Consider the following 22,535-nt stretch of genomic DNA (forward strand, 5'->3'; position numbering starts at 1 on the left):
GGCATGGCGATTATCGAGGCAGAAGGTCTGAAGAAGACATATCCATCGAAGAGTGGGCCGGTCCACGCGCTGGACGGCATGGACCTCTCCGTTCCCCAGGGAACGGTGAAGGCTCTGCTCGGGCCGAATGGTGCTGGAAAGACCACCGTGGTCAAGATCCTGACCACCCTCATCCAGCCGACGGCCGGCACGGCGCACATCAACGGCATCGACGTCCTGCGGGACCCGAAGGCCGCACGCCGCATCATCGGCGTCTCCGGGCAGTACTCGGCCGTGGACGAGAACCTGACGGGGTTCGAGAACCTCGAGATGGTGGGGCGGCTCTACCACCTGGGCGCGCGTGAATCGAAGCGCCGTGCACAGGAGCTCATCGACCAGTTCGAGCTGACCGAAGCCGGCAACCGGCCGGTCAAGGGCTTCTCCGGCGGCATGCGGCGGCGGATCGACCTAGCCGGAGCCCTCGTCAACCACCCGAAGATCCTGTTTCTGGACGAGCCGACCACCGGATTGGATCCGCGGAGCCGGCTGTCCCTGTGGGGCATCATCAAGGACCTTGTGAGGGACGGCACCACGCTGCTGCTCACCACGCAGTACCTCGAGGAAGCGGACCAGCTCTCCGACGACATCGCGGTGATCGACGGCGGCAGGACCATCGCCGAGGGGACTGCGGACCAGCTCAAGGCCCAGATCGGTGGACACCGGGCGGTGGTGTCCCTCGTCGATGCCTCCGACGCACCTGCCGCGCGGCAGATCCTCGGCCGACACGGCGACGGCGAACCCGTCATCGGGGACGACGGCCGCAGCATCGAGGTCGCGGTCATCGACGGCCCGCGGGCACTCCAGTACATCCTGTCCGACCTCGGCGAGAGCGGCATCGACCTGCACGACGCCGGCATGCGGCGCCCCAGCCTCGACGATGTCTTCCTCACGCTGACGGGCCGCCGAACCGAGGACACCGACGAAACAGCACACCAGAAGGAGGCGGCAGCATGAGTGTCATCGCACCCGAGGGTAGGCAGCCCGAGAACCAGCAGCCCCGGTCCCACCGCCCGGCACCGCTGGAACCGCCGACGGATCTCGCCATGTGGTTCTCCGACGGCTGGACCGTCACCAAGCGGAACCTCACCAAGCTCAAGCGCTCGCCGGACATGCTGGTCTTCGCGATCCTCCAGCCCATCATGTTCGTGCTGCTCTTCAGCCAGATCTACGGCGGGTCCATCCAGGTGGAAGGCAGCAACTACACGCAGTACCTGATGGCCGGAATCTTCGCCCAGACCGTGATCTTCGGATCGACGTTCTCGGGTTCGGCGATGGCCCAGGACCTCAAGGACGGCATCATCGACCGCTTCCGGACGCTTCCCATGAGTTCGTCAGCTGTCCTGGTCGGTCGAACCAACAGCGACCTCGTGCTCAACACGCTCTCGGTGATCATCATGATGGGCACCGGCCTTCTCGTCGGCTGGCGAGTCAACACCTCTGTCGGCAGCGCACTCGCGGGGATCGGCCTCCTGCTGCTCTTCTCCTACTCGTTCAGCTGGGTGATGGCGCTGCTCGGGATGTCGGTGAAGTCCCCGGAGGTCATCAACAACGCGTCCTTCATGATCCTGTTCCCGTTCACGTTCATCTCGAATGCCTTCGTGCAGGCGCAGAATCTGCCGGGTCCGCTGGAGACGTTCGCCAACTGGAATCCGGTCTCCGCACTGGTTCAGGCCGTGAGGGAGTTGTTCGGGAACACGGGGACGGTTCCCGTTCCTGACGCCTGGCCGATGCAGAACGCACTCCTGACGGTCCTGATCGGCGCCGCCCTCATGCTGGTCGTCTTCGTGCCCCTCTGCGTGCGCAAGTTCGCGTCGATCAGCTCCCGGTGATGCGGGGTGGTCGTCCGAAAGAGGTACGCCCCTCCCGTCCGTGATCATCCCTGGGGCCGGTGACCCGTCACCGGCCCCAGGCCTACTGTGGGTTGTACCGGGACTCCGCGCACGCGGGATCCGTGTCACCACCAGTCGAAGGAAGCACCCATGATCGAGGCACAGGCCCTATCGAAGCGGTACGGCGCGAAGGCCGCCGTCGACGCCGTCTCCTTCACCGTGCATCCGGGCAAGGTGACCGGGTTCCTCGGCCCCAATGGAGCCGGCAAGTCCACCACGATGCGCATGATCGTGGGCCTCGACCTTCCGAGTGGCGGCCGTGTGACGGTCAATGGTCGGCCCTACGCGCAGCACCGGGCGCCCCTCCGCGAGGTGGGAGCGCTGCTGGACGCCAAGGCCGTGCATACCAAGCGCTCCGCCTACAACCACCTCCGGGCCATGGCGGCGACGCACGGCATCCCCAACAGCCGCGTCAAGGAGGTCATCGAACTCACCGGTCTCGGCCCCGTCGCGAAGAAGAGGGTCGGTGGGTTCTCGCTCGGAATGGGTCAGCGACTCGGCATCGCGGCAGCCCTCCTCGGCGATCCACACACCGTCATCCTCGACGAGCCGGTCAACGGCCTTGATCCTGAGGGCGTGCAGTGGGTGAGGCACCTCGCCAGGGGACTCGCCTCCGAGGGTCGTACCGTCTTCCTGTCCTCGCACCTCATGTCGGAGATGGCGCTGACGGCTGATCACCTCATCGTCATCGGCCGCGGTCGGATCATCGCAGACGCCCCCATCCAATCGATCATCGACGGCCAGGGCAGGGCGCGTGTGAGGGTAAGAGCCGACCGCCCCCAGGATCTGCTCGGGAGTCTCGCGGGAGAAGGAGTCACCTCACAGGTGCTGGAACCGGAACTGATCGAGATCACCGGTGTCGATGCCCGCCGCATCGCGGAGGTCGCCCTGCGCGAGCGCGTCCTCGTGTACGAACTGACGCCGCTCCAGGTCTCCCTCGAGGATGCCTACATGCAGCTCACCCAGACCGAAGTCGAATACCACTCACATGACCTGCCTGCCGTCGGCCAGACCACGGCACCAGTGGAAGGACGCTGACCATGGCCACGTCGATCTCACCAGCCCCGGCCCAGCAGAGGCCGCGGCAGCCCAGCACTACCGGCTCCGGCGTCACCTTCGGACGTGTCCTGAGGTCCGAATGGATCAAGGTCACCACCGTCCCCTCGACCGTCATCCTGATCGCCTCCACCGTCGTCGTGATGGTGGGGCTCGCGGCCCTCTTCGCCTGGTCACTGACCATCATGGCGCAGTCCATCAATGACCCGAGCGTGCCAGCCGAGTTCCAGGCCCCCACCGAAGGACCGGGGAGTGCCGCCTTCCAGGCGTTGACGACGCCGTCATCGGGGCTGGTGTTCGGACAGTTGCTCATCGCATCGCTCGCCGTGGTCCTGATCGCCTCCGAATGGGCCACAGGGATGATCCAGTCCACGATGGTCGCGGTACCGAAACGCACCCCGGCCCTCCTGGCGAAGGCCGTCATCGTCGCAGTGGTTGCCTTCCTCGTCGGATTCGCGAGTGCGTTCCTGTCCTACCTGATCGCCCAGCTGATCCTGCAGAGCGAGAATCTCGATTTCGCGCTCACCGAGGACGGCGTCTTCGCCAGCGTCATCAACACCGGGACCTTCCTCGCGCTCGTAGCGGTGATCTCGATGTCCATCGGCATCCTGCTCCGCAATACGGCCGGAGGTGTGGTCACCGCAGTAGGTATCTTCTTCGTCCTGCCGATCATCGTGCAGCTCATCTCGGGTCTTGCCGACTGGATCCCCGACGCCGCACGCTTCCTTCCCGCGGACGCGGGAACGCAGATGGTCGCCGTCACGACTGCAGATGAGGCGCTGACCCAGTGGGAGGGTGGCCTGGTGATGGGAGCATGGGCCCTCGTCCTGCTGGTGGTAGCGCTCGTCACGGCGAAGAAGCGGGACGTGTAGCGACGAAGCCACTGACGACGCTCCTTGCTCCGGCCGATGATTGACAGGCCCTCGGTGAAGGACACCGCGGAAAGAACGGCCGCGGTATCCTTCACCGAGCTCAATGCCCGCCGGCTCGGCCCCATCCGGCGGTTCTTCCGTAGGCATCCGAGGGCAATGGACATCGTCGTGATCCTCGCGTTCCTGTTCCTGGCCATACCCAGCGCAGTGATCCTCATCGTGGAGCAGGGGAAATGGCTCGGCCTCACAGGGGTGGTCATCTCCGCGACGGCGCTCGTCTTCCGCCGGGACCATCCGCTCCTCGTCCTGGCCGTCGTCGCCGTCCTCGACATCCCCATGAGCATCCTGACGGAGGGCACGGGCAGCAGCGGCATCGCGACGATGTTCGCGCTCTACGCCGTAGCCGTGACCTACCCGCTGCGCACGGCGCTCTTCGCGGCCGCTGCGGCGTCGACACTCTCCGTCGCCTCGCTGTTCCTCATTCCACCAGAGGCATACGAGGAGACGCCGGGGGTGATCTGGCTGCTCAGCGGATTCGTGGTCATGTTCCTGGCCGTCGCAGTCGGCGTCGGGGTGACGGTCCGCCGCGACCGCGAGCACGAAAGCGAGATGCGCGAGTGGGCCGCCCGCAACGCCGAGCTCGCCTCGGCGGGGGAACGGAACCGGATCGCGCGGGAGATGCACGACGTCGTCGCGCACTCCCTGACGGTGATGGTCGCGCTCTCCGACGGCGCTGCCGTCGTCATGAAACGCGACCCGGACCGCGCCTCCGCCGTCCTCGGCGAACTCTCCAGGACGGGCCGCGCCGCCATCGCGGACATGCGGCGTGTCCTCGGGGTCCTCCGGGCGGAGGCCGCCGGCGGGTCACTCGAACCATTACCGGCGTCGAGCTCGCTGACCCAGCTCCTCGACGGCTTCCGCGCGGCGGGACTGCCTCTGAGAGTGACCACGAGCGGCCCGAGGCTGCCGGACGATCCAGCCTTCCAGCTGACCGTGTACCGGATCCTGCAGGAGTCGCTCACCAACGTCCTGAGGTACGGCAAGGGGGTTACGCTGGTGGACATCTCGATCGCCAGGGCAGGCCACGCCGTGTCCCTGCGGGTCGCCGACGACGGCCGGGGCGTCATGGGTCCGGTGGTGTCGCTCGGATCCGGTCAGGGCATCGCCGGCATGCGTGAGCGGGCCGCCATCTACGGTGGCGAGGTCGAGTGCGGCGTCCGCCCTTCGGGTGGCTGGATCGTCGAGGTGCAACTGACAGTCCCCGATGCCGACGGCGGAGCGGGGAACCAACGGGGGAATGAGAAGGATGACCACGCAGCACAGCACGGTGGGCACACCCATCAGGGTTCTGCTCGCTGACGACCAGCCCCTCCTGAGGATGGGCTTCAGGCTCATCCTCGAGGGCGAGCCGGACCTCGAGATCACCGGAGAGGCATCGACCGGCAGCGAGGCCGTGCGGCTGGCCGCCGAGCTGGCGCCGGATGTAGTGCTGATGGACGTGAGGATGCCGCAGGGCGACGGTATCGAGGCCACCCGCCAAATCACCGCTTCAGGCTCGAGCGCCCGCATCATCATCCTCACCACGTTCGACCTCGACGAATATGCCTTCGCGGGGCTCCAGGCGGGCGCTTCCGCCTTCCTGCTCAAGGATGTGGCCCCCGAGGAGTTGGTCCATGCCGTGAGGGTGGTGGCCAGCGGGGACGCCGTCGTCGCACCCCGCGTCACGCAGCGGCTGCTCGAGACCTACGTCCGCTCCCTGCCGTCCGCGCATTCGACGAGGGTGCCGGATCGTCGGCTCGTGGAGTTGACGCCGCGGGAGCGCGAGGTCTTGGAGGCCATAGCGGAGGGACTGTCGAACGCCGAGCTCGCCGGCCGGTTCTTCCTGTCGGAGGCGACGATCAAAACCCACGTGCGGCGCATCCTCACGAAGCTCGATCTGCGGGACCGCGTCCAGGCCGTGGTGTATGCCTACGAGAACGGCATCGTGGTGCCGGGGCCGGCACACTGACACTCCTAGGACCTGTGACCGGATAGAGAGAGCCCCGGTAGAGGCCTGTACTGCAGGTCGTCCAGGACGGCACCCTGCGGCCTTTGAGAGGTCACCGAACGCTACAACGCGCTATTAGGCGCACGAGAGGGGCCAGGGCTGACGCTGCGGTTCCTCGGGCAGGTCGTGCAAGAGCTCGTGGCGCGTGAGCGCGCCTGGTCCGTGGTGCATCGCAGGCAGACAGCGAAGCGCCCCAGGAGAGTCGGCTCCTGGGGCGCTTCGGGGTGTTGCGATCAATCAGACGAGGCAACCGCCCAGGGCAATCGTCCCGTCGATGACGGCGATGCGGTCCAGGACCGTCTTGTACTGGGACTGCAGACCGGAGAGGACGACCTTCTGGGCGGCGACGGCGTCGCGGTTGACCTTCTTGGCGCTCTCCAGGGTCCGCAGCGTCGCGGACTCGGTGACGATCTTGGCGTCGAGAGCGCTCAGGTCAGCCTTGGCGGTGGTGAGCGCCGCCTCCGTGTCGCTGATCGTCTTGTTGATCGTGTTCAGCGAGGTCTGCAGCGGGGTGAGCTGGTTCTGCAGGGACAGGATGGTGTTCTCCGCCGCGGTGATCGCGGTGTTGACCGTTCCGAGGCTGGCGACCAGCTTGTTGACCTCACCGTCGACCCTGGTGACCTCGGTGGTCTGCGCGGTCACTGCGTTGTTCGCCGCAGTGAGTGTGGCCTGCAGCCCCGGCAAAGCGTCCTCAAGAGCCTTGAGCTCGCCCTGCTCGCGGAGGATGTCCGCCTTGATCGCATCGAGATCGCCCTCTCCAGCCGCCAGCAGGTCCTCCAGACTCTTGATCTCGGCCTTCTGCGCGGTCACCGCGGTGTTGGCGTTGGTCAGCGCGGTGTTCGCGGCGGTCTGCGCCGTCTTGGCGTCGGCCAGGTCCGTGGTGGCGCTGGTGAGCTGCTGGTTGGCGCCGGCAAGGCTGGTCTGCAGCCCAGGAAGCTGCTGCTGCAGGTTGCTGGACTCCTGCTGCTTGCCCGACAGCTGCAAGTTCAGCGTCGCGAGCTGGCCCTGCAGCTTGGTCAGGTCACCGTTCAGAGCGTTGATCAGCGCGGTCTTGTTGGCAGCTGCCAGCTCGGCGGCGGCGATCTCGGCCTTCTTGGCGGTGATCGCGGCGTTCAGCTCCTGCTTCTTCTTGTCCGAGTTGCCCTTCAGCTCCTTGAGCTCGAGCTCAAGGGCGGCGAGCTGGATCCGCAGCGCGGCTGCGTCGGCGACCGGCGTCGCAGTGGCGGCAGCGATCTCCTTCTGCTTCGCGGCGATCTCGGCGTCCTTGGTGGTGATGTCACCCTGCAGACCCGCGATTTCTGTCTGTAGCCCCGGGAGCCTGGCGTCGATCGCGCCGATCTGCTGCGTCAAGGTGGTCACGCTCTGCTGGGCCAGGCGGAGGTTCTCCTCCGCCGTGACGACCGCAGCGGTCGCTGCGGCGGCGTTGGTGTCCGCGGTCTTGGCGACACCCTCAAGCCTCACCAGCTCGGTGCGGGCGTCCGCCACCTTCTTCTCGGCAGCGTCCACAACCGCTTGCGCGGCGTCGCCCTGAGCGACGACTGCGGCCAGCTCCGCCCTTGCTGCGTCGATCGCATTGAGCTGGGCGTTCACAGCGTTCTGAGCAGTCGTCGCGGTCGCGGTCAGGTTGTCCAGCTTGAGCTTCGCGGCGGCCAGCTCGGCCTCCTTGGTGGCGAGGCTCGCCACGACGCCGGCCTTCTGGGTGGTCAACCCGGCCAGCTCGCTCTGCGCGGCGGTCAGCTGGGTCTGCAACGGGGTGATCTTGCCTTCCAGCGTGGTCTTCTGCCCCTGCAGCGTCGTGAGCTCGGTGTTCGCAGCCGCGATCGCGGCGGTCACGGTCGCCTTGTCGGACTCGAGCTTGGTCAGCGACATCGTGACGGTGTCGATCTGACCGACCAGCGTGGCGAGCTCGCCGTCCAGTGCGGCGATTTCCTTCTCAGCCGCGGTGATCTGCGTCGTCAGGGTGTTCTGCGTGGTGACCAGCGCGGTCCGCTCGGTGGTCAGCGTCGCGATCTGCGCGGAGTTCTGACGCGCTGCGGCCTTGAGCAGGTTCGGCTGCACCATCCCGCGGTGCGCGAGCTGGTTCGTCACACCGTTGCAGATGCCCGTGGTCGGGCTCGTCGTGGCTGAAGCCTGAGGGGCGAAAACCAGCATGCTGGTCAGGACTCCGGGCAGGATGACAGCGCTTGCAACGCGGCGGACAAGGACGGATTTCGCATTGATTTTGCGCAAGGCAACTCCTGGGAGACCTAAAGGGAACGTTGAGGGTGACCTCCAGAACGTACGGGTATTAGTTGCGTGGAGACACAGTACCGGGTACGCAACTTTTCGCCTCTGTACTCGTTTTTCACGCTTTAACTACCTGCCCGCACAATCTGGTGCAATCGGGGAATAGAGGACCGACCGCAGTTGCGAGCCGGCACTGCAGTTGCGAGCCGGCACTGGGATCCGCCGGGGTGCCTTCATCAGGGTCTGGTTGAATCGGGGGATGAGCATTTCAGCGCACATCCAGGACCTCGGCGCCTATGTCGTTGCGTCCCCGTCCAGTTTTCATGCTGTGGCGGAGGCCGGGCGGCGGCTTGCCGCAGCAGGATTCCGCGAGCTGGCGGAGCAGGACGCCTGGGAGGGCGGTGCAGGTGGCTTCTACGTCATCCGTGACGGCGCGCTGATTGCGTGGACCGTACCGAAGGCCGCCGGGCCGACAACGGGGTTCCATATCCTCGGCGCCCACACGGACTCTCCCTCGTTCAAGTTGAAGCCCAAGCCCACCACCGGGAAGTACGGGTGGCTGCAGGCCGGCGTCGAGGTCTACGGCGGGCCGCTCCTCAATTCCTGGCTCGACCGCGAACTGGCGCTCGCCGGCCGGCTGACACTGCATGACGGCACCGAACACCTCGTGGCCACGGGCCCCCTGCTCCGTTTCCCGCAGCTCGCGATCCACCTCGACCGAGCAGTGAACGATGGCCTGGCGCTCGACGAGCAGCGCCACATGAATCCGGTGTGGGGACTCGGTGACCCCGGGAACGCCGACCTCCTCGGTCTCCTTGCCGCGGGTGCGGGGGTGGACCCCTTCGACGTCGGCGGGTTCGACGTCGTCGTCGCCGACACACAGGAGCCGCGCGTCTTCGGGGCGCACGACGAGTTCCTCGCCTCCAGCCGCCTCGACAACCTCTCGTCGGTACACGCCGGCCTCACGGCGATCATCGCCGCCTCGTCGGGTGGCCCCGTAGACGGGCCGATCGCGGTCCTTGCCGCGTTCGACCACGAGGAGGTGGGCAGTGGGTCCCGGTCCGGCGCCAGCGGTCCCTTCCTCGAGGACATGCTCCTGCGCATCTCGCTCGGCCTCGGGTCCGGCGCGGAGGAGCGGCTGCGCGCCCTTGCGTCGTCGTTCTGTGTGTCTGCAGATGCCGGTCATGCCGTGCACCCCAACTACGCCGAGCGGCACGACCCCGTGAACCTCCCCGTCCTCAACCGCGGGCCGCTCCTGAAGATCAACGCGAACCAGCGATACACCACGGACGCACCCGGCGCCGCCTACTGGGCCTCACTGTGCCGTTCGAGCGGAGTGCCCTACCAGGAGTTCGTCTCCAACAACGTGATGCCCTGCGGGTCGACCATCGGTCCGCTGACGGCCACGCGGCTCGGGATCCGAACGGTCGACGTCGGTACGCCGCTGCTCTCGATGCACTCGGCACGTGAACTGTGCGGGGTCGACGACCCGGGTCACCTCACCGTGGCGACGACGGCGTTCTTCCGCGGCGACCGGTAGGACTTCTCCACAGGAGTTCGTCCCCACCGCTTCGTCCGGTAACATTGATACGTCTGTGCCACAGCCGGGCAGCGGAAGATACCGCTGACGGCGGCCGGACCAACGCTAAAGAACCTCCTGTTGCGGAAAGACCGCGACCGTTCAGCCCAGAGGAGGTGGGTTCACACATGCGTGCATATGAATTGATGGTAATCATCGACCCCGACGTCGAGGAACGCTCCATCGACCCAACACTCGAGAAGTTCCTGAATGTCGTCCGCAATGGCGGCGGCACCGTGGACAAAGTGGATATCTGGGGACGCCGGCGCCTTGCGTACGAGATCCAGAAGAAGACCGAGGGCATCTACGCCGTCGTCAACTTCACCGCGACCCCGGCCGTGGCTTCCGAGCTCGACCGCCAGCTGAGCCTCAACGAGACGATCATGCGCACCAAGATCATCCGTCCTGAGGAGCAGAAGGTTTCCGCCGAGTAGTTTCGGCAGATCCCTCACCCATCCATCCCGCTCCGGCGGGTAGTGACTCCAGGAGGCACCATGGCAGGCGAGACAGTCATCACGGTGATCGGCAACCTCACCAACGACCCCGAGCTTCGGTTCACGCCGTCGGGATCAGCGGTTGCCAACTTCACCATCGCGTCCACTCCCCGTACGTTCGATCGCCAAACCAATGACTGGAAGGACGGCGAAACGCTGTTCCTCCGGGCTTCGGTATGGCGTGAGGCTGCGGAGAATGTCGCCGAGACCCTGACCAAGGGAACCCGTGTGGTTGCCCAGGGCCGACTCAAGTCACGTTCGTACGACACCAAAGAGGGCGAGAAGCGCACCGTCATGGAGCTGGAGGTGGACGAGATCGGTCCATCCCTGCGCTATGCGTCGGCGAAGGTCAGCCGCACCCAGCGCTCCGGCGGCGGGAACGGCGGGGGCTTCGGCGGCAATTCAGGTGGCGGCAACTCCGGTGGGAACTCCGGCGGCTCGAACTCCGGTTCGGGCTGGGGCGGCGGCCAGCAGGCCCAGCAGCCCGCGGAGGACCCATGGGGCGCCCCTGCAGGCGGGAACTCGCAGGGCTGGGGCAACGGCCCCGACTCCGAGCCGCCTTTCTAGGAACTCCAGGCAGAGTCCCGTCCCCGGGGCTCCTGCCGCAGTCACTCACGTGACTGGCATGTCCCATCCCGCAGAATCGTTCTGCGGGCTCCAAGCAAAAAAGGAGCACCACGATGGCTAAGGCTGAACTTCGTAAGCCCAAACCAAAGTCCAATCCCTTGAAGGCCGCTGACGTCACCGTCATCGACTACAAGGACGTAGCACTGCTGCGTAAGTTCATTTCCGATCGCGGAAAGATCCGTGCCCGTCGCGTTACCGGCGTGACCGTGCAGGAGCAGCGCAAGATCGCTCAGGCCATCAAGAACGCCCGCGAAGTCGCCCTCCTGCCGTACTCCGGCGCCGGTCGCGGCTAGGGAAGGGGACACACTATGTCGAAGCTCATTCTGACCCAGGAAGTCACCGGACTCGGTGCAGCAGGCGATGTCGTCGAGGTGAAGAACGGTTACGCACGTAACTTCCTTCTGCCCCGCGGGTTCGCCCTGACGTGGAGCAAGGGTGGCGAGAAGCAGGTCGATTCGATCAAGGCTGCCCGCTCCGCCCGCGAGCACGCATCACTCGAGGACGCTCAGCGCCAGGCCGCCGCACTGTCGGCCAAGCCCGTCACCCTCACCGTCAAGGCGGGTGGCTCCGGCCGCCTGTTCGGCACGGTCAAGGCCGACGACGTCGCCAAGGCCGTCGAGGCCGCCGGCCTCGGCAAGATCGACAAGCGCAAGGTCGAACTTCCGGCTCACATCAAGTCGGTCGGTTCGTACCAGGCCAACGTTCGTCTCCATGAGGATGTCGCAGCAGTTATCGATCTGGACGTTGTTGCGAGCTAGCAGCCTCGCCAGCAGATGACGTTGCAGTAGGACCAGGTCGGTCAGGAAGCTCTCGCCCAGGCGGGGGCTTCCTGCATTTAACCCGTAGATCCTCCACTATCGCTTCACCATCTCGGGACGCTTCAGAGACCCGTCGGTACCATCGCCGGGCGGGCGCGCTCCCACCCAGCATGTATCCCGTCCCGGTGATGGAACCGGACTCGGGCATGCTCGAACGTACGCGTCGAGGCATACTCCCACGTGCGGTCCGAGTGCCCCTCGGGACACCGATGTGCCGGCTGTGGCCCGTGGTGATATAGGCCACGGAAGACACTCCCGAAGTGGTTCGGCCGATGTTGTCAACAGCGCACCTGTGGATGGAGCAGCAGGAAATATTTCTTTCGTACACAGGCTAGGGACAACGTTTCCGCAGGTCACAGGCCTCTCAGCCCCGGAAGTATTTTTCTATCCACAGGGTTCTCCCCATCCTGTGCACAAGATATGCCGCGTAATCCACAGCTTATTCACACTTACCCACACCCCCTGTTGGTTGGGCGCTTTGCGGCTCCTGGAGAGGGGGCTACCGTTGCGGAAGATTCCCAATAGTGAGGGTGTCGGGTGATAGGCCTGTCCTGTCGGACCCGGCCCGGGTATCCGGTAGCCGTTCCTACGGCAGCCGCTTCGACAGTAGGAGAAAGGCCCCTCAGTGTCCCTGGCACATGCAGACTCAACAACGGACACTCGTTCTCCGGAATTCGCCCGTACACCCCCTCAGGACCTCGTCGCGGAGCAGTCCGTGCTGGGCGGCATGATGCTCTCGAAGGACGCCATCGCCGACTGCGTGGAGGTTCTCCGCGGAATCGACTTCTACCGGCCCGCTCACGAGAGCATCTACGAGGCCATCATCGACCTCTACGGGCGCGGTGAGCCCGCCGACGCCGTCACGGTATCCGATGAGCTCACGAAACGTGGCGAGATCTCGCGCATCGGCGGCCCCGCGTATCTCCACACCCTGATCCAGTCCGTCCCGACGGCCGCCAATGCCGGCTTCTACGCGGAGATCGTCCGCGAGCGGGCTGTGCTGCGACGGCTCGTCGATGCCGGCACGAAGATCGTGCAGCTCGGGTACTCCAACGACGGCGAGGTCGACGACCTCGTGAACGCTGCCCAGGCGGAGGTCTACGCGGTGGCCGAACGCCGGACGGCCGAGGACTACGTGGCCCTGAAGGACATCATCGAGGGCACGGTCGACGAGATCGAGTCTGCCGGGCACAAGGGCGAAGGCATGACCGGAGTGCCAACGGGCTTCTACGAACTGGATGAGCTGACGCAGGGCCTCCATGGCGGCCAGATGATCGTCGTGGCGGCCCGCCCTGCCATGGGTAAGTCGACCTTCGCGCTGGACTGGGCGAGATCAGCGGCCATCAAGCACAACATGACCACTGTCTTCTTCTCGCTCGAGATGGGCCGGAACGAGATTGCGATGCGCCTGCTGTCCGCCGAGGCGACGATCGGCTTGCAGGATCTCCGGAAGGGCACCATCAAGGACGAGCAGTGGGGGAAGATCGCGACGACCATGGGCCGTATGAACGATGCCCCCCTTTTCATCGATGACAGCCCGAACATGTCGTTGATGGAGATCCGCGCCAAGTGCAGGCGGCTGAAGCAGCGTCATGACCTAAAGCTTGTGGTGCTCGACTACCTCCAGCTCATGTCCTCGGGCAAGCGCGTCGAATCCCGCCAGCAGGAGGTTTCGGAGTTCTCGCGAGCGCTCAAGTTGCTGGCGAAGGAATTGAACGTCCCCGTCGTCGCGCTGTCCCAGCTCAACCGTGGGTCCGAGCAGCGAACGGACAAGCGACCCCAGGTGTCGGACCTCCGTGAGTCCGGCTCCATCGAGCAGGATGCCGATATGGTGATCCTCCTGCATCGCGACGATGTCTACGACAAGGAGTCAGCGCGAGCCGGTGAGGCTGACGTCATCGTCGCCAAGCACCGCAACGGCCCCACGAAAACGATCGTCGTGGGCTTCCAGGGACATTACTCGCGCTTCAACAACATGGCTGCGGACGGCGGGGGCTACTAGTCCTTCTTGGGCCCTAGCTCGTTGATGACAGTCTTCAGGCGGTCGCGCAGATCCTGCGAGGCGAGACCGTCCTCCGCCATCAACTCGTGCTCTATGTTCTTGGCACGCTCCAGGGCCTTGAGTCCGGCTGAGGTGATGGTGATGCGCTGGCTGCGGCGGTCGGCCGTGTTGCGAAGCCTGGTCACGAGCCCCCGCTTCTCAAGGCGGTCCAGGGTGCGTCCCACGGTCTGGGCCTGTACGTGGACGAGCTGGGCGAGGCGCACACCCGTGAGGGTCCCCTCGCGTTCCAGGACGCCGAGCGTGGTGAGACCAGCATGGGTGATGCCGATTCCGAGGAGCTTCTCGTTCCATGAGTGCTCGACGATACGGGCTGCGGTCGTAAGCAGGCGGCTGGTCGACCAATCGTTCAACTCCGGCACGATGGCGTGTCCTTCCCCTCGGTCCTACGCAGTGAATTCGCTTGTTCCTGCTACTTACTCTAGACAACTTCACCCGAAATAGACAGCAGGCTTATTATCCTTCTGCACAGCAGGCACTATGGCTGGTCGGATCTGGACGCAGCGTAATTGCGGTGATGCCGGCAGCGCGGAGCGACGACAGGAGGGCCCGGGGCACGGCCCCGGGCCCTCCTGTGTCACATGTATCTGCTAGAGGTTGTTGCCCCGGCGAGTGTCATCCGCGCCTTCGACTTCAATCTCTTCCTTGCGGACTTCGCCGCTGACCGTTTCGTTGCTCGTCACGGTCTCCTTGTCGAGACGCACGCGCTCGACCGGAACGGCTTCCTTGTCGACGACCGGTCGCTCCGCGTGGAGGGTCACCTCGTGCTCCTCCTCGCTGATGGCGGGACCGTCGTAGGCATTGTCGCGGTTGGCGTCCGTGATGGGCTCGCGCTCTACGCGGACCTCCTCGCGGCTCACGGGGACGGTCTGGGTGACGTTCTCGGTGACGACGTACTTGCGCAGGCGGGCGCTGCCGACTTCGCGGCGTTCCGTGCCGACGCGGAGCTGCTCTTCCGAGCGTGTCATTGCCTCATCGGTGGTGGGACCGGAGGTGTCGTGACCGACCGCGCCACGCGTGTCGGTCGTGTTCGAGCGGGTGCTCGCGTCCGTGTCGGTGCGGCCGGAGTGACGGCCCGACGTCGTGTCGATGTCGACATCGCGATCACCCTGGCCGACGGTGCCGCTGGTCGTCGTCGTGTCGGAGTAGCCGCTGGTACCGCTGGTCGTCGTCGTGTCGGAGTAGCCGCTGGTGCCGCCGCCGATCTCGTAGTGGCGGTAGAGGCGATCCTCTTCCTCCGGGCTCAGGTTGCCGTCGGACTCGACGCGGGGTGCGTCCTTCACCTGGTGCTTGCTGTAGGGCACGCGGACGTCGTGTCCTTCGACGTCGGCGCCCTGAAGCGGAACGAAAGATTCCGATGTACCGAACAGGCCAGTCTTCGCCGTGACCCAGCTGGGCTCGCCCGTCTGATCATCGAGGTAGACCTGGCCGATCGAGCCGATCTTCTCTCCGTCGGATCCAACCACGTTGCCGCCGTTGCCGAGCAGGGTATCGATGTGGTTCTGGGTAATCATTTCCTTCTCCTTCTGAGTGATCTCACGGGGGTTTGGAATTCTCGGTTGAGGTTCCGCAGGGACCGAAGTCCCTGACGAACCACCGACCTCTAGAGTAAGCACACTTAGTACTCGATGAAAAGCCTGCTTAGCTTCCCCTCGGCTCCAGTAGTGTCCAGGCCCCTCACCACGTATAGGCGGCGCTTCCCGCCGCTCATCCTGTTTCGTAGAATGGCCGAAAGGTCCAACCACCGGATCGACCCACTCCTTGGGTCGGATGCGGCGGAACGTGGAACTGCGGAAAGGCCATGGTGTCAGCAGTACGTCTTCCTTCCGTCGAGGAGGTCGAGTTCGAGCGCGACGGACCCGGTGGGGCCTTGGTGCGGATCATCCGTCAGGCTCTGGCCGATGGATCAACGTACTTCGCGCCGGCTTCCGCGACAGTGGGGCGGGTTGAAAGGCGGCAGGCGCTCGTCCAGCACCCGCTCCGTCGCCGCTGTGAATAGCATGCCGCCATCTGACGCGTCCTCGGCAGCCACCACCCGTAACAGGACGGCCCTGCTGGTCATCGACATGCAGAACGCTTTCTTCGAGGACGAGTTGCTTGCACGGTCCCGGTCCGCCCTGGTGACGGCCTGCAACTCACTCATCGACGCGGCGGTCCGGAGCGGTGCCCCGGTTCTCGTGGCACGCACGGAGCACCTGAGGAATCGTTCCTCGTGGACGCTGTCGATGCTCGACGACGACCAGGGCTTCATCTTCCGCGGATCCCAGCAGGCCGACCCCGTGCCGGGGCTTCGCGTGGACGGGCTGGAGACGGTGACGAAGACCCGGGACAGCGCCTTCTTCGGTACCGACCTGGCAGAGCGGCTGCGAAGCCTTGGGGTCGAACATCTCGTACTCGCCGGTGTCTCGACGCACAACTGTGTGGCGCATACCGGTGCGGACGCGTTCGCAGGTAACTTCCGGGTGACCTACGTGCGGGACGCCATCGGCAGCACCAATGAGCAGTACGCCGAGGCAATGCTCGAGATTCTCTCCGTTGAGTATCGGCAAGCCATTGTCGGTCTGGCGGAGGCAGGGGCGATGCTCAGCTGAGGGTGCCTTGATGCAGGCGCACCGGAGACAGCGTCAGCGTCTACGGACGCCTCGGTGGGATTCTCGGTGGAATGTTCGGTGGGATTCAGGACAAAAAGCCGAGGGAGGTCGCCGGACGAATCCGACGGCCTCCCTCGTGAGCTTTGGAACGTATATCAGCTCTGCTGGACGCTGGACTTCGCGCCCTGGGCGCTGCCCTTGACATCACTTGCAGCCTGCTGGCCCTGGTCCTTGACCTGACCAGCGGCGTGCTGCCCCTCGCCCTTCACCGTCTGGACAGAATCGGTGGCCGACTCCTTGACGGACTGCACGGCCTCCTGGGCAGGCTCCTTGACCTCCGCGACGACCTGCTTGGCTGCCTCGGTGACCTTTTCCTTCAAGGGAGCGACCTGCTCCTTGAGCTGCGAAGCGGCCTGTTGCTCCTTCTGAGTCGCCGGGATGATGCTGGCGACGAGAAGGCCGGCGCCGAAGGCGATCAGGCCGGCAGCGAGAGGGTTGCCCGCGGCCTTGCTGCTGAGCTGATGAGGCGCGCCCTGGGCGGCCTGGCCGGCGCTGTGCAGCTTGTCCTTCGCGGTTCCGGTGGCTGAGTGGGCATTGCCCAGGCCGCTTCCGGCCTTGCCCTTGGCATGCCCAGCCTTGTCCGCAACCGTGTCCTTCACATCCTCGGCCTTGCCGAGTACGGAATCCTTGACGTCCTCGGCCTTGCCCATGACGGTCTCCCTGACGTTACTGAAGCTGTTCTTGACCTTCTCGGTCTGTCGGTGCGCGATGTTGGCAGGGTTGACCTTGTCTGCCACTGCGTCGACGTCGGTGCCCAACTCCATGCGGGTACGTTCGATATCTGCGCGGATTTCTTCTGGCGTCTGGCTCATCGTGTCTGCTCACCTGGTTTCAGTGTCGGTGGGATCTCTTTGACGGTCTCCGCGGTTTGGGGGAGGCCCTTGACCTGCTGCATTTCCTTCTTGCCCTTGGCTGCCAGCACTGCGGCGATGATGCCCCAGATGACGGCGACGATGACGGCGGCCCAGCCGATCGGCATGAGTGCGTCGAGTCCCCACATGAGGGCGAGGGAGAGGAACAGGAGGACGAAGTGACCACCGATCGCAGCTCCGGCGAACATGCCGGCACCCTTTCCGGCTACCTTCGCGGACTCCGTGGCTTCGGCTTTCGCCAACGCGACTTCCTGCCGCATCAGCTTCGAGAGGTTCTTCGTCACCTCCCCGAGCAGTTCGCCGACCGTGGCGTCGGCGGAGCGCTGCTCGGCCTCGGTCGGCAGGGGGGCTGCGGCCTGATGCGCGCCGCTGGTGTATGCCTCACTCATCAGCGCAGGCTCCCGTCATTCGGAAGGGTCCCTACGGGAGGGGTGCCCGGCGGGATGGTCGGGTAGTCATCCGTGGGGTCGACGAAGGCCGGATTCGAGCCGGCCACGTGCTGACCGCGGGTCTCACCGAAACCGCCCGTGGCGGGAACTCCGCTGTAGCTGTCGGAGCCGACCTCGGTGTAGCCGCCATACGTGCCTGCAGTGCTGGTGCCGGTAGACGCGGCGTTCTGGCCGCTCGACGTCGTGTTCGAGTCGCGGTTGCCCGTCATTCCACGGGTCAGACGTCCGACGACGAGCCCGGAACCGGCTGCGATTGCGAGGAACGCGCCGGGCTTGCGCCGGGCGAAAGCCTTGACGTCCTCAAGGATGTCGGCGGCGTCGCGGCCTTCGAGCCAGCTGGCCGCGGAGCCGGTGCGCTGCGATGCCTGCTGAACGATGTTGGACACCATGTGATTGTCCGACTTCTCGGCCATCGACTTGAGTTCGTCGGAGATGCCGCGAATACCTTCGGTGATCTTCTGCTGCTGCGTGCCTGCCTGGTTCTTGACCTCGGAGGTGACCGTGCCCAGGAGATTCTTGGCCTGCGAACCCGCCTCGGCGGCGACGTTCTTCGCCTCGGATGCGGCTGTGCCGGCCACGTTCTTCGCCTCGGACGCGGCGGTGCCGGCCACGTTCTTCGCTGCTTCCTTGCCGTCCTGGCCTACCTGCTTGGCCTGGTCCTTCGCGACGGAGGTCTTCGAGTCGTTCGAGCCGGTAGTGCCCGAGCCGGTAGTGCCGCGGGTGAGATCCGAGGTGCCGAGCTGGTGGGCTCCGAGGTCAGAGGTGGATGCCTCGTTGCCGGTCGTGGAGGGAACCAGGGGATCCTGCGGCCAATTCTGCGTAGTCATGGTGATTCCTTACGTTGATATTGCCGTTAAAGCGGACGCTCCATCGTGTTCTCGATGCGATGGTCCGGCATCTCGTGCTGGACGTGTCACTGAAGCTAAGCATGCTTACCATCAACCATGCAAGCTCTTTGTCGAGAAACCGCAACTTCTAAATAAGTACGCTTACTATCTACCGAAAATCCTAGTTGCATGGCTAGCGTGGAATCAAGAGGACCCCTCCGCGGCCGCTTCCAGAAGGGGCGGACCAACCCCTAGGGGACCTGACGTTGGGAGGAAACCACCCCGTGTTTTTCCACAAACAGGAACTCCAGTACAAGGCCAACCCGGACAAGCCCGACGCCGTCTACGCTCGTAAGCTCCAGGAGGTGCTCGGCGGCCAGTACGGCGAGATCACCGTGGCGCTGCAGTACAGCTTCCAAGCCTGGAACGCCCACATCCCCGGCAAGTACCGTGACCTGCTTTTCGGCATCGGTGCGGAGGAGATGGGCCACGTCGAGATGCTTGCGACGATGATCGCGCAGCTCCTCGAGAAGGCACCCCTGGGTATAACGGAGGACTCCATCCAGGCCGATCCAGCGGTCGCAGCGGTCATCGGGGGAACCGATATGCAGCAGGCCATCGTGGCTGGAGCGGGGGCACGTGCCGCGGACAGCAATGGCAACCCCTGGCAGGGAAGCTACATCACGGCGAGCGGAAACCTGCTCGCGGACTTCACCGCAAATGCCAACGCGGAGATGCAGGGGCGGCTCCAGGTAGCTCGCCTGTACCACATGACGGACGATCATGGCGTGAGGGATATGCTCTCCTTCCTCCTGGCGCGCGACACCATGCACCAGAACCAGTGGATCGCCGCTGCCAGGGAGCTGCAGGAATCCAAGATGGAGGAGCTTCCGGTGCCCAGCAACTTCCCGATCAAGAAGGAAGCCCGTGAGGTGTCCTACCAATACCTGAACTTCTCGGATGGCAAGACGGCGTCCGAGGGCAGCTGGGCCTCGGGTCCGACGCCGGACGGCAAGGGTGAGTTCACCTACCACGAGGGTCCGACGACGTCGGCCCCCATGCCTCCGCCCACCCACCCCGATGCGCGCTTCTACGGCACCACCGAGATCCCGAACACCGTGGAGAAGATGGCCGGCACCGTCCAGGACAAACTCAACCGCGAATAACTGTTCGCACTATCCGAAGAGAAGGAGATCGTCATGACAAGTACGAATAACCGCACGGATAACGGCCGGACCACCCTGCAGCGGGCTGCGCAGGCAATGGGCGCCGTCTTCCTGCTGGTCGGAATCCTCGGATTCATCCCGGGGATCACCTCCAACTACAACACGATGATGTTCGCCGGCCACGAGTCGCAGGCGATGCTGCTCGGCATCTTCCAGGTCTCGATCCTCCACAACATCGTGCACCTCCTCTTCGGTGTCGCGGGTCTCGCGATGGCGAAGACGGTATCGGGGGCCCGCAACTACCTCCTCGGTGGCGGCATCATCTATGCCATCCTGTGGATCTACGGGCTCGTCATCGGCCAGGACTCCGCGGCCAACTTCGTGCCTGTGAACAGTGCGGACAACTGGCTTCACCTCTTCCTTGCTGTGGCCATGATCGCTCTAGCGCTGGCCCTGAGCCGCAAGCGGGACACCGCGCGCCGGGCCTAGTACAAAGCGTTCCCGGCCCAGCGAAGAACACTGGAAACGACGCCGGATCGGCAGGTTCCCCCGGGAGCCGGACGGTCCGGCGTCGTCGTGTCCAGCCGGGCCGTGGTGCAACCTGGCCCCGAGGTGCCGGGTGCACGAGCGAGGAGCACTTCCCACCGAGAGAAGCAAAGTACGCTTAGCATTACTGCCGCACCCAGCGCGTACGCACGTCGACAGAAGAGGCCTTTAATGAAGCAGCCCTCCCCGCGCGGAGAGATCAGCGCCCTTGTCCTGAACACCATCACCGGAACGGTCGTCGCCGGACAGGACGCCCTCGCCCGGTTGGCCACGCTCGTCGAGGAAGCCGTGGCCGCTGTACCGGACATTTTGTATGACGACGACCTGCAGCTCGCGCTCTTCTGTCTGTACGAGCTGCACTACAGCGGCATCGATGAAGCCGGCGACGACTGGGAATGGAATCCGGATCTACTGCGCGTGCGACAGCAGATCGAGAAGGCATTCGAGCGCAGGGTCCGCGACGAGGTGATCCTCGGAGACCTGCCCGGCACCACGAGTGAGGCCGTGTGTGCGGAGCTCTTCCGCATGACGGGCGCGGATTCGGGGCCCAGCATGTCCCGCTTCGTGGCGAAGTCCGCCACGGATGACCAGTTGCACGAGTTCGCCGTGCACAAGTCCATCTTCCAGCTCAAGGAGGCGGACCCGCACACGTTCGCCATCCCGAGGTTGTCCGGCCGTGCGAAGGCGGCGTTGGTGGAGATCCAGGCGGACGAGTACGGCAACGGTCTTCCGGCCCGCATGCACTCCGCCCTTTTTGCCCGCACCATGCGAGAGCTCGGTATGGATGACGCGTACGGCGCCTATCTGGACGCCGCGCCGGCGATCACGCTGGCCACGAACAATGTGATGTCACTCTTCGGGCTCAACCGGAGGCTGCGGGGAGCGGCGGTCGGGCATCTCGCTGCCTATGAGATGACCTCTTCCCAGCCCAATCGCCTGTACTCGCGCGGATTCAAGCGCCACGGGTACGGGGAGGGCGCGACGGAGTACTTCGACGAGCACGTCGAAGCGGATGCCGTGCATGAGCAGATCGCCGGCCGGGACATGGCGGGCGGCCTGGTCGAGTCGGATCCGGGCCTCCTGCAGGACGTGCTGTTCGGCGCTGCCGCCGGACTCGCCATCGACACCCGGATGACGATCCACATCATGGAGGCCTGGGAGAGCGGACGCTCGTCCTTGCGCCCCTCGGCTGCGATGGCGTCGTGACTGCGGACATGACGCCGAAGGCACCGGTTCCCGTGCCCGAGCGGTCACTGAATTCCGGCAACGCCCCGGTGTCCATCGTCGCCTGTCCCGATGGGCCACTGCTCATCCGCGGCGATTTCGAACTGGTCGGCGCAGACGGCAAGGAACTGCCCCGGACCCGCCGGACCGTAGCACTCTGCCGGTGCGGAGCGTCCGTGCTGAAGCCCTACTGCGACGGCTCGCACAAGCTGACCGGTTTCCGGTCCGAGCCCTGAAGCCCGTGTTTCCACGAGGGTCCGGGTGGGAGCCTTCTCCTGGCGCTGCACGAGGGCATGCTTGACTTGACCATGACTGGAACCCGAGACGAAGGCTGCCAGTGGCAATCGACCTGAACAGCGACGTCGGGGAATCCTTCGGCAACTGGACGTTCGGTGATGACGCGTGCATCATCGAGTCCGTGTCGAGTGCGAACGTGGCCTGCGGCTTCCACGCCGGCGATGCTACCGGCATCCGTGCCACCTGTGCAGCGGCCGCAGCCGCCGGTGTCAGCGTCGGCGCGCACCCCGGATACCGGGACCTCGCCGGGTTCGGGCGGCGGTTCATCGACGTCGAGCCTGCAGAACTGACCAATGACGTCGTCTACCAGATCGGGGCCCTGCAGGCGCTCGCCCGCGCGGCCGGGACAACGGTCAGGTACGTCAAGCCCCACGGCGCCCTCTACAACACCATCGCCGTCCACGAACTCCAGGCCCGTGCGGTGGTTCAGGCTGTCCGTGAAATCGATGACGCACTTCCGCTGCTGGTGCTGCCGAACACCGTGATCGAAGCCGAGGCGCGTTCGGCCGGGTTGCGCACGGTCGTCGAGGCCTTCGCGGATCGCGCGTACCGGCCCGACGGCGCCCTCGTCTCCCGGCGCGAAGCGGGGTCTGTACTGCACAGCGAGTCCGACGTCGTCGATCATGTCCTGCGAATAGCGACCGACGGTGAGGTCCTCGCGATCGACGGGTCACGCATCGGAATCAACGCCGAGAGCATCTGCGTGCATGGTGACACTCCCGGTGCAGTTGCAATGGCCGCAGCAGTGCGCAAGGCCCTGACCGCCGCGGGCGTGGACATCGATGCCTTCGCCTGAC

At 65.3% G+C, this 22,535-nt stretch carries 24 protein-coding genes; 18 read left to right on the forward strand and 6 right to left on the reverse strand.

Going from position 1 to position 22,535, the window contains the following annotated elements; all coding sequences use genetic code 11:
• Window positions 1-3 precede the first annotated feature (3 nt).
• From RCH21_RS08845 to RCH21_RS08870, 6 genes are all read left to right on the forward strand, one after another.
• Window positions 4-993 (forward strand): ATP-binding cassette domain-containing protein, encoded by a 990-nt coding sequence (locus RCH21_RS08845; protein WP_326964046.1) that lies wholly within the window; start codon window positions 4-6, stop codon window positions 991-993.
• An 89-nt stretch (window positions 994-1,082) separates the two neighbouring features.
• Window positions 1,083-1,868, forward strand: coding sequence for an ABC transporter permease (locus tag RCH21_RS08850; RefSeq protein WP_326964159.1), 786 nt, complete (start codon window positions 1,083-1,085; stop codon window positions 1,866-1,868).
• Window positions 1,869-2,018: 150 nt separating this feature from the next.
• On the forward strand, window positions 2,019-2,966 hold the full coding sequence (locus RCH21_RS08855) for an ABC transporter ATP-binding protein (RefSeq protein WP_120149841.1): 948 nt from the start codon (window positions 2,019-2,021) through the stop codon (window positions 2,964-2,966).
• Between the two features lie 2 nt (window positions 2,967-2,968).
• Window positions 2,969-3,856: an ABC transporter permease gene (locus RCH21_RS08860; RefSeq protein WP_326964047.1), complete on the forward strand. Its 888-nt coding sequence runs from the start codon at window positions 2,969-2,971 to the stop codon at window positions 3,854-3,856.
• Between the two features lie 36 nt (window positions 3,857-3,892).
• Complete coding sequence (locus RCH21_RS08865; RefSeq protein WP_326964048.1) at window positions 3,893-5,215, forward strand: sensor histidine kinase; 1,323 nt, start codon at window positions 3,893-3,895, stop codon at window positions 5,213-5,215.
• Window positions 5,163-5,864, forward strand: a complete 702-nt coding sequence (locus tag RCH21_RS08870) for a response regulator (protein WP_120149838.1) — start codon at window positions 5,163-5,165, stop codon at window positions 5,862-5,864. Before RCH21_RS08865 ends, RCH21_RS08870 begins: the two co-directional genes overlap by 53 nt.
• 276 nt (window positions 5,865-6,140) lie before the next feature.
• Here the strand turns inward: RCH21_RS08870 and RCH21_RS08875 are convergent, their stop codons facing one another.
• On the reverse strand, window positions 6,141-8,132 hold the full coding sequence (locus tag RCH21_RS08875) for a chromosome segregation ATPase (protein ID WP_326964049.1): 1,992 nt from the start codon (window positions 8,130-8,132) through the stop codon (window positions 6,141-6,143).
• Window positions 8,133-8,388: 256 nt separating this feature from the next.
• Between RCH21_RS08875 and RCH21_RS08880 the strand changes: the two genes are divergently transcribed.
• The 6 genes from RCH21_RS08880 (at window position 8,389) to dnaB (ending at window position 13,649) form a co-directional block, all read left to right on the forward strand.
• Window positions 8,389-9,669, forward strand: a complete 1,281-nt coding sequence (locus tag RCH21_RS08880; protein ID WP_326964050.1) for a M18 family aminopeptidase — start codon at window positions 8,389-8,391, stop codon at window positions 9,667-9,669.
• A 167-nt stretch (window positions 9,670-9,836) separates the two neighbouring features.
• Window positions 9,837-10,142: a 30S ribosomal protein S6 gene (gene rpsF / locus RCH21_RS08885; protein ID WP_043442549.1), complete on the forward strand. Its 306-nt coding sequence runs from the start codon at window positions 9,837-9,839 to the stop codon at window positions 10,140-10,142.
• 60 nt (window positions 10,143-10,202) lie between these two features.
• Complete coding sequence (locus RCH21_RS08890; protein WP_120149835.1) at window positions 10,203-10,769, forward strand: single-stranded DNA-binding protein; 567 nt, start codon at window positions 10,203-10,205, stop codon at window positions 10,767-10,769.
• Window positions 10,770-10,882: 113 nt separating this feature from the next.
• Window positions 10,883-11,122: a 30S ribosomal protein S18 gene (rpsR, locus tag RCH21_RS08895; protein WP_005273147.1), complete on the forward strand. Its 240-nt coding sequence runs from the start codon at window positions 10,883-10,885 to the stop codon at window positions 11,120-11,122.
• A 15-nt stretch (window positions 11,123-11,137) separates the two neighbouring features.
• Window positions 11,138-11,587, forward strand: a complete 450-nt coding sequence (gene rplI, locus RCH21_RS08900) for a 50S ribosomal protein L9 (RefSeq protein ID WP_120149834.1) — start codon at window positions 11,138-11,140, stop codon at window positions 11,585-11,587.
• Between the two features lie 685 nt (window positions 11,588-12,272).
• The gene (gene dnaB, locus RCH21_RS08905; RefSeq protein WP_120149833.1) at window positions 12,273-13,649 is read left to right on the forward strand and encodes a replicative DNA helicase; all 1,377 of its coding nucleotides are present in this window, start codon (window positions 12,273-12,275) and stop codon (window positions 13,647-13,649) included.
• On the opposite strand, the gene RCH21_RS08910 is transcribed toward dnaB, so the two are convergent.
• Both RCH21_RS08910 and RCH21_RS08915 read right to left on the reverse strand, forming a co-directional pair.
• Entirely contained in the window at window positions 13,646-14,068 is a 423-nt protein-coding gene (locus tag RCH21_RS08910; protein WP_182977029.1) for a MarR family winged helix-turn-helix transcriptional regulator, read from the reverse strand. The two genes, dnaB and RCH21_RS08910, sit on opposite strands and share 4 nt — an antisense overlap.
• Before the next feature lie 228 nt (window positions 14,069-14,296).
• Entirely contained in the window at window positions 14,297-15,220 is a 924-nt protein-coding gene (locus RCH21_RS08915; protein ID WP_326964051.1) for a PRC and DUF2382 domain-containing protein, read from the reverse strand.
• Between the two features lie 486 nt (window positions 15,221-15,706).
• Between RCH21_RS08915 and RCH21_RS08920 the strand changes: the two genes are divergently transcribed.
• On the forward strand, window positions 15,707-16,297 hold the full coding sequence (locus tag RCH21_RS08920) for a cysteine hydrolase family protein (RefSeq protein WP_326964052.1): 591 nt from the start codon (window positions 15,707-15,709) through the stop codon (window positions 16,295-16,297).
• Between the two features lie 155 nt (window positions 16,298-16,452).
• Here the strand turns inward: RCH21_RS08920 and RCH21_RS08925 are convergent, their stop codons facing one another.
• From RCH21_RS08925 to RCH21_RS08935, 3 genes are read right to left on the reverse strand one after another with little or no spacing between them, the layout of a single operon-like run.
• Window positions 16,453-17,169 carry a DUF3618 domain-containing protein gene (locus RCH21_RS08925; RefSeq protein WP_120149828.1) on the reverse strand — a complete coding sequence of 239 codons (717 nt, stop codon included), beginning with the start codon at window positions 17,167-17,169 and terminating at the stop codon, window positions 16,453-16,455.
• A complete protein-coding gene (locus RCH21_RS08930) occupies window positions 17,166-17,618 on the reverse strand; it encodes a phage holin family protein (RefSeq protein ID WP_120149827.1) in 453 nt (150 codons plus the stop codon). Before RCH21_RS08930 ends, RCH21_RS08925 begins: the two co-directional genes overlap by 4 nt.
• Window positions 17,618-18,505, reverse strand: a complete 888-nt coding sequence (locus tag RCH21_RS08935) for a hypothetical protein (protein WP_326964053.1) — start codon at window positions 18,503-18,505, stop codon at window positions 17,618-17,620. The genes RCH21_RS08930 and RCH21_RS08935 overlap by 1 nt, the downstream gene beginning before the upstream one ends.
• 284 nt (window positions 18,506-18,789) lie before the next feature.
• Here RCH21_RS08935 and RCH21_RS08940 point away from each other — a divergent pair, with 284 nt between their 5' ends.
• The 5 genes from RCH21_RS08940 to RCH21_RS08960 all read left to right on the forward strand — a co-directional run bounded on the left by RCH21_RS08940 (window position 18,790) and on the right by RCH21_RS08960 (window position 22,534).
• Window positions 18,790-19,671 (forward strand): manganese catalase family protein, encoded by an 882-nt coding sequence (locus RCH21_RS08940; RefSeq protein ID WP_120149825.1) that lies wholly within the window; start codon window positions 18,790-18,792, stop codon window positions 19,669-19,671.
• 33 nt (window positions 19,672-19,704) lie between these two features.
• Window positions 19,705-20,160, forward strand: coding sequence for a DUF4383 domain-containing protein (locus RCH21_RS08945; RefSeq protein WP_326964054.1), 456 nt, complete (start codon window positions 19,705-19,707; stop codon window positions 20,158-20,160).
• 228 nt (window positions 20,161-20,388) lie between these two features.
• Window positions 20,389-21,423: an iron-containing redox enzyme family protein gene (locus RCH21_RS08950; protein ID WP_326964055.1), complete on the forward strand. Its 1,035-nt coding sequence runs from the start codon at window positions 20,389-20,391 to the stop codon at window positions 21,421-21,423.
• A gap of 8 nt (window positions 21,424-21,431) precedes the next feature.
• Window positions 21,432-21,677: a CDGSH iron-sulfur domain-containing protein gene (locus RCH21_RS08955; RefSeq protein WP_326964056.1), complete on the forward strand. Its 246-nt coding sequence runs from the start codon at window positions 21,432-21,434 to the stop codon at window positions 21,675-21,677.
• Between the two features lie 101 nt (window positions 21,678-21,778).
• Window positions 21,779-22,534 (forward strand): LamB/YcsF family protein, encoded by a 756-nt coding sequence (locus tag RCH21_RS08960; protein WP_442784687.1) that lies wholly within the window; start codon window positions 21,779-21,781, stop codon window positions 22,532-22,534.
• Window position 22,535 lies beyond the last annotated feature (1 nt).

The organism is Arthrobacter sp. PL16, assembly GCF_035985055.1.
Lineage (GTDB): Bacteria > Actinomycetota > Actinomycetes > Actinomycetales > Micrococcaceae > Arthrobacter_D > Arthrobacter_D cheniae.

Coding starts and splice junctions, on each gene's coding strand:
- rpsR (WP_005273147.1), top strand. CDS start 10,883: ATGGCTAAGGCTGAACTTCGTAAGCCCAAACCAAAGTCCAATCCCTTG.
- rpsF (WP_043442549.1), top strand. CDS start 9,837: ATGCGTGCATATGAATTGATGGTAATCATCGACCCCGACGTCGAGGAA.
- RCH21_RS08860 (WP_326964047.1), top strand. CDS start 2,969: ATGGCCACGTCGATCTCACCAGCCCCGGCCCAGCAGAGGCCGCGGCAG.
- RCH21_RS08935 (WP_326964053.1), bottom strand. CDS start 18,505: ATGACTACGCAGAATTGGCCGCAGGATCCCCTGGTTCCCTCCACGACC.
- RCH21_RS08890 (WP_120149835.1), top strand. CDS start 10,203: ATGGCAGGCGAGACAGTCATCACGGTGATCGGCAACCTCACCAACGAC.
- rplI (WP_120149834.1), top strand. CDS start 11,138: ATGTCGAAGCTCATTCTGACCCAGGAAGTCACCGGACTCGGTGCAGCA.
- RCH21_RS08930 (WP_120149827.1), bottom strand. CDS start 17,618: ATGAGTGAGGCATACACCAGCGGCGCGCATCAGGCCGCAGCCCCCCTG.
- RCH21_RS08865 (WP_326964048.1), top strand. CDS start 3,893: ATGATTGACAGGCCCTCGGTGAAGGACACCGCGGAAAGAACGGCCGCG.
- RCH21_RS08920 (WP_326964052.1), top strand. CDS start 15,707: ATGCCGCCATCTGACGCGTCCTCGGCAGCCACCACCCGTAACAGGACG.
- RCH21_RS08945 (WP_326964054.1), top strand. CDS start 19,705: ATGACAAGTACGAATAACCGCACGGATAACGGCCGGACCACCCTGCAG.
- RCH21_RS08950 (WP_326964055.1), top strand. CDS start 20,389: ATGAAGCAGCCCTCCCCGCGCGGAGAGATCAGCGCCCTTGTCCTGAAC.
- RCH21_RS08925 (WP_120149828.1), bottom strand. CDS start 17,169: ATGAGCCAGACGCCAGAAGAAATCCGCGCAGATATCGAACGTACCCGC.
- RCH21_RS08850 (WP_326964159.1), top strand. CDS start 1,083: ATGTGGTTCTCCGACGGCTGGACCGTCACCAAGCGGAACCTCACCAAG.
- RCH21_RS08855 (WP_120149841.1), top strand. CDS start 2,019: ATGATCGAGGCACAGGCCCTATCGAAGCGGTACGGCGCGAAGGCCGCC.
- RCH21_RS08880 (WP_326964050.1), top strand. CDS start 8,389: ATGAGCATTTCAGCGCACATCCAGGACCTCGGCGCCTATGTCGTTGCG.
- RCH21_RS08915 (WP_326964051.1), bottom strand. CDS start 15,220: ATGATTACCCAGAACCACATCGATACCCTGCTCGGCAACGGCGGCAAC.
- RCH21_RS08870 (WP_120149838.1), top strand. CDS start 5,163: ATGACCACGCAGCACAGCACGGTGGGCACACCCATCAGGGTTCTGCTC.
- RCH21_RS08955 (WP_326964056.1), top strand. CDS start 21,432: ATGACGCCGAAGGCACCGGTTCCCGTGCCCGAGCGGTCACTGAATTCC.
- RCH21_RS08845 (WP_326964046.1), top strand. CDS start 4: ATGGCGATTATCGAGGCAGAAGGTCTGAAGAAGACATATCCATCGAAG.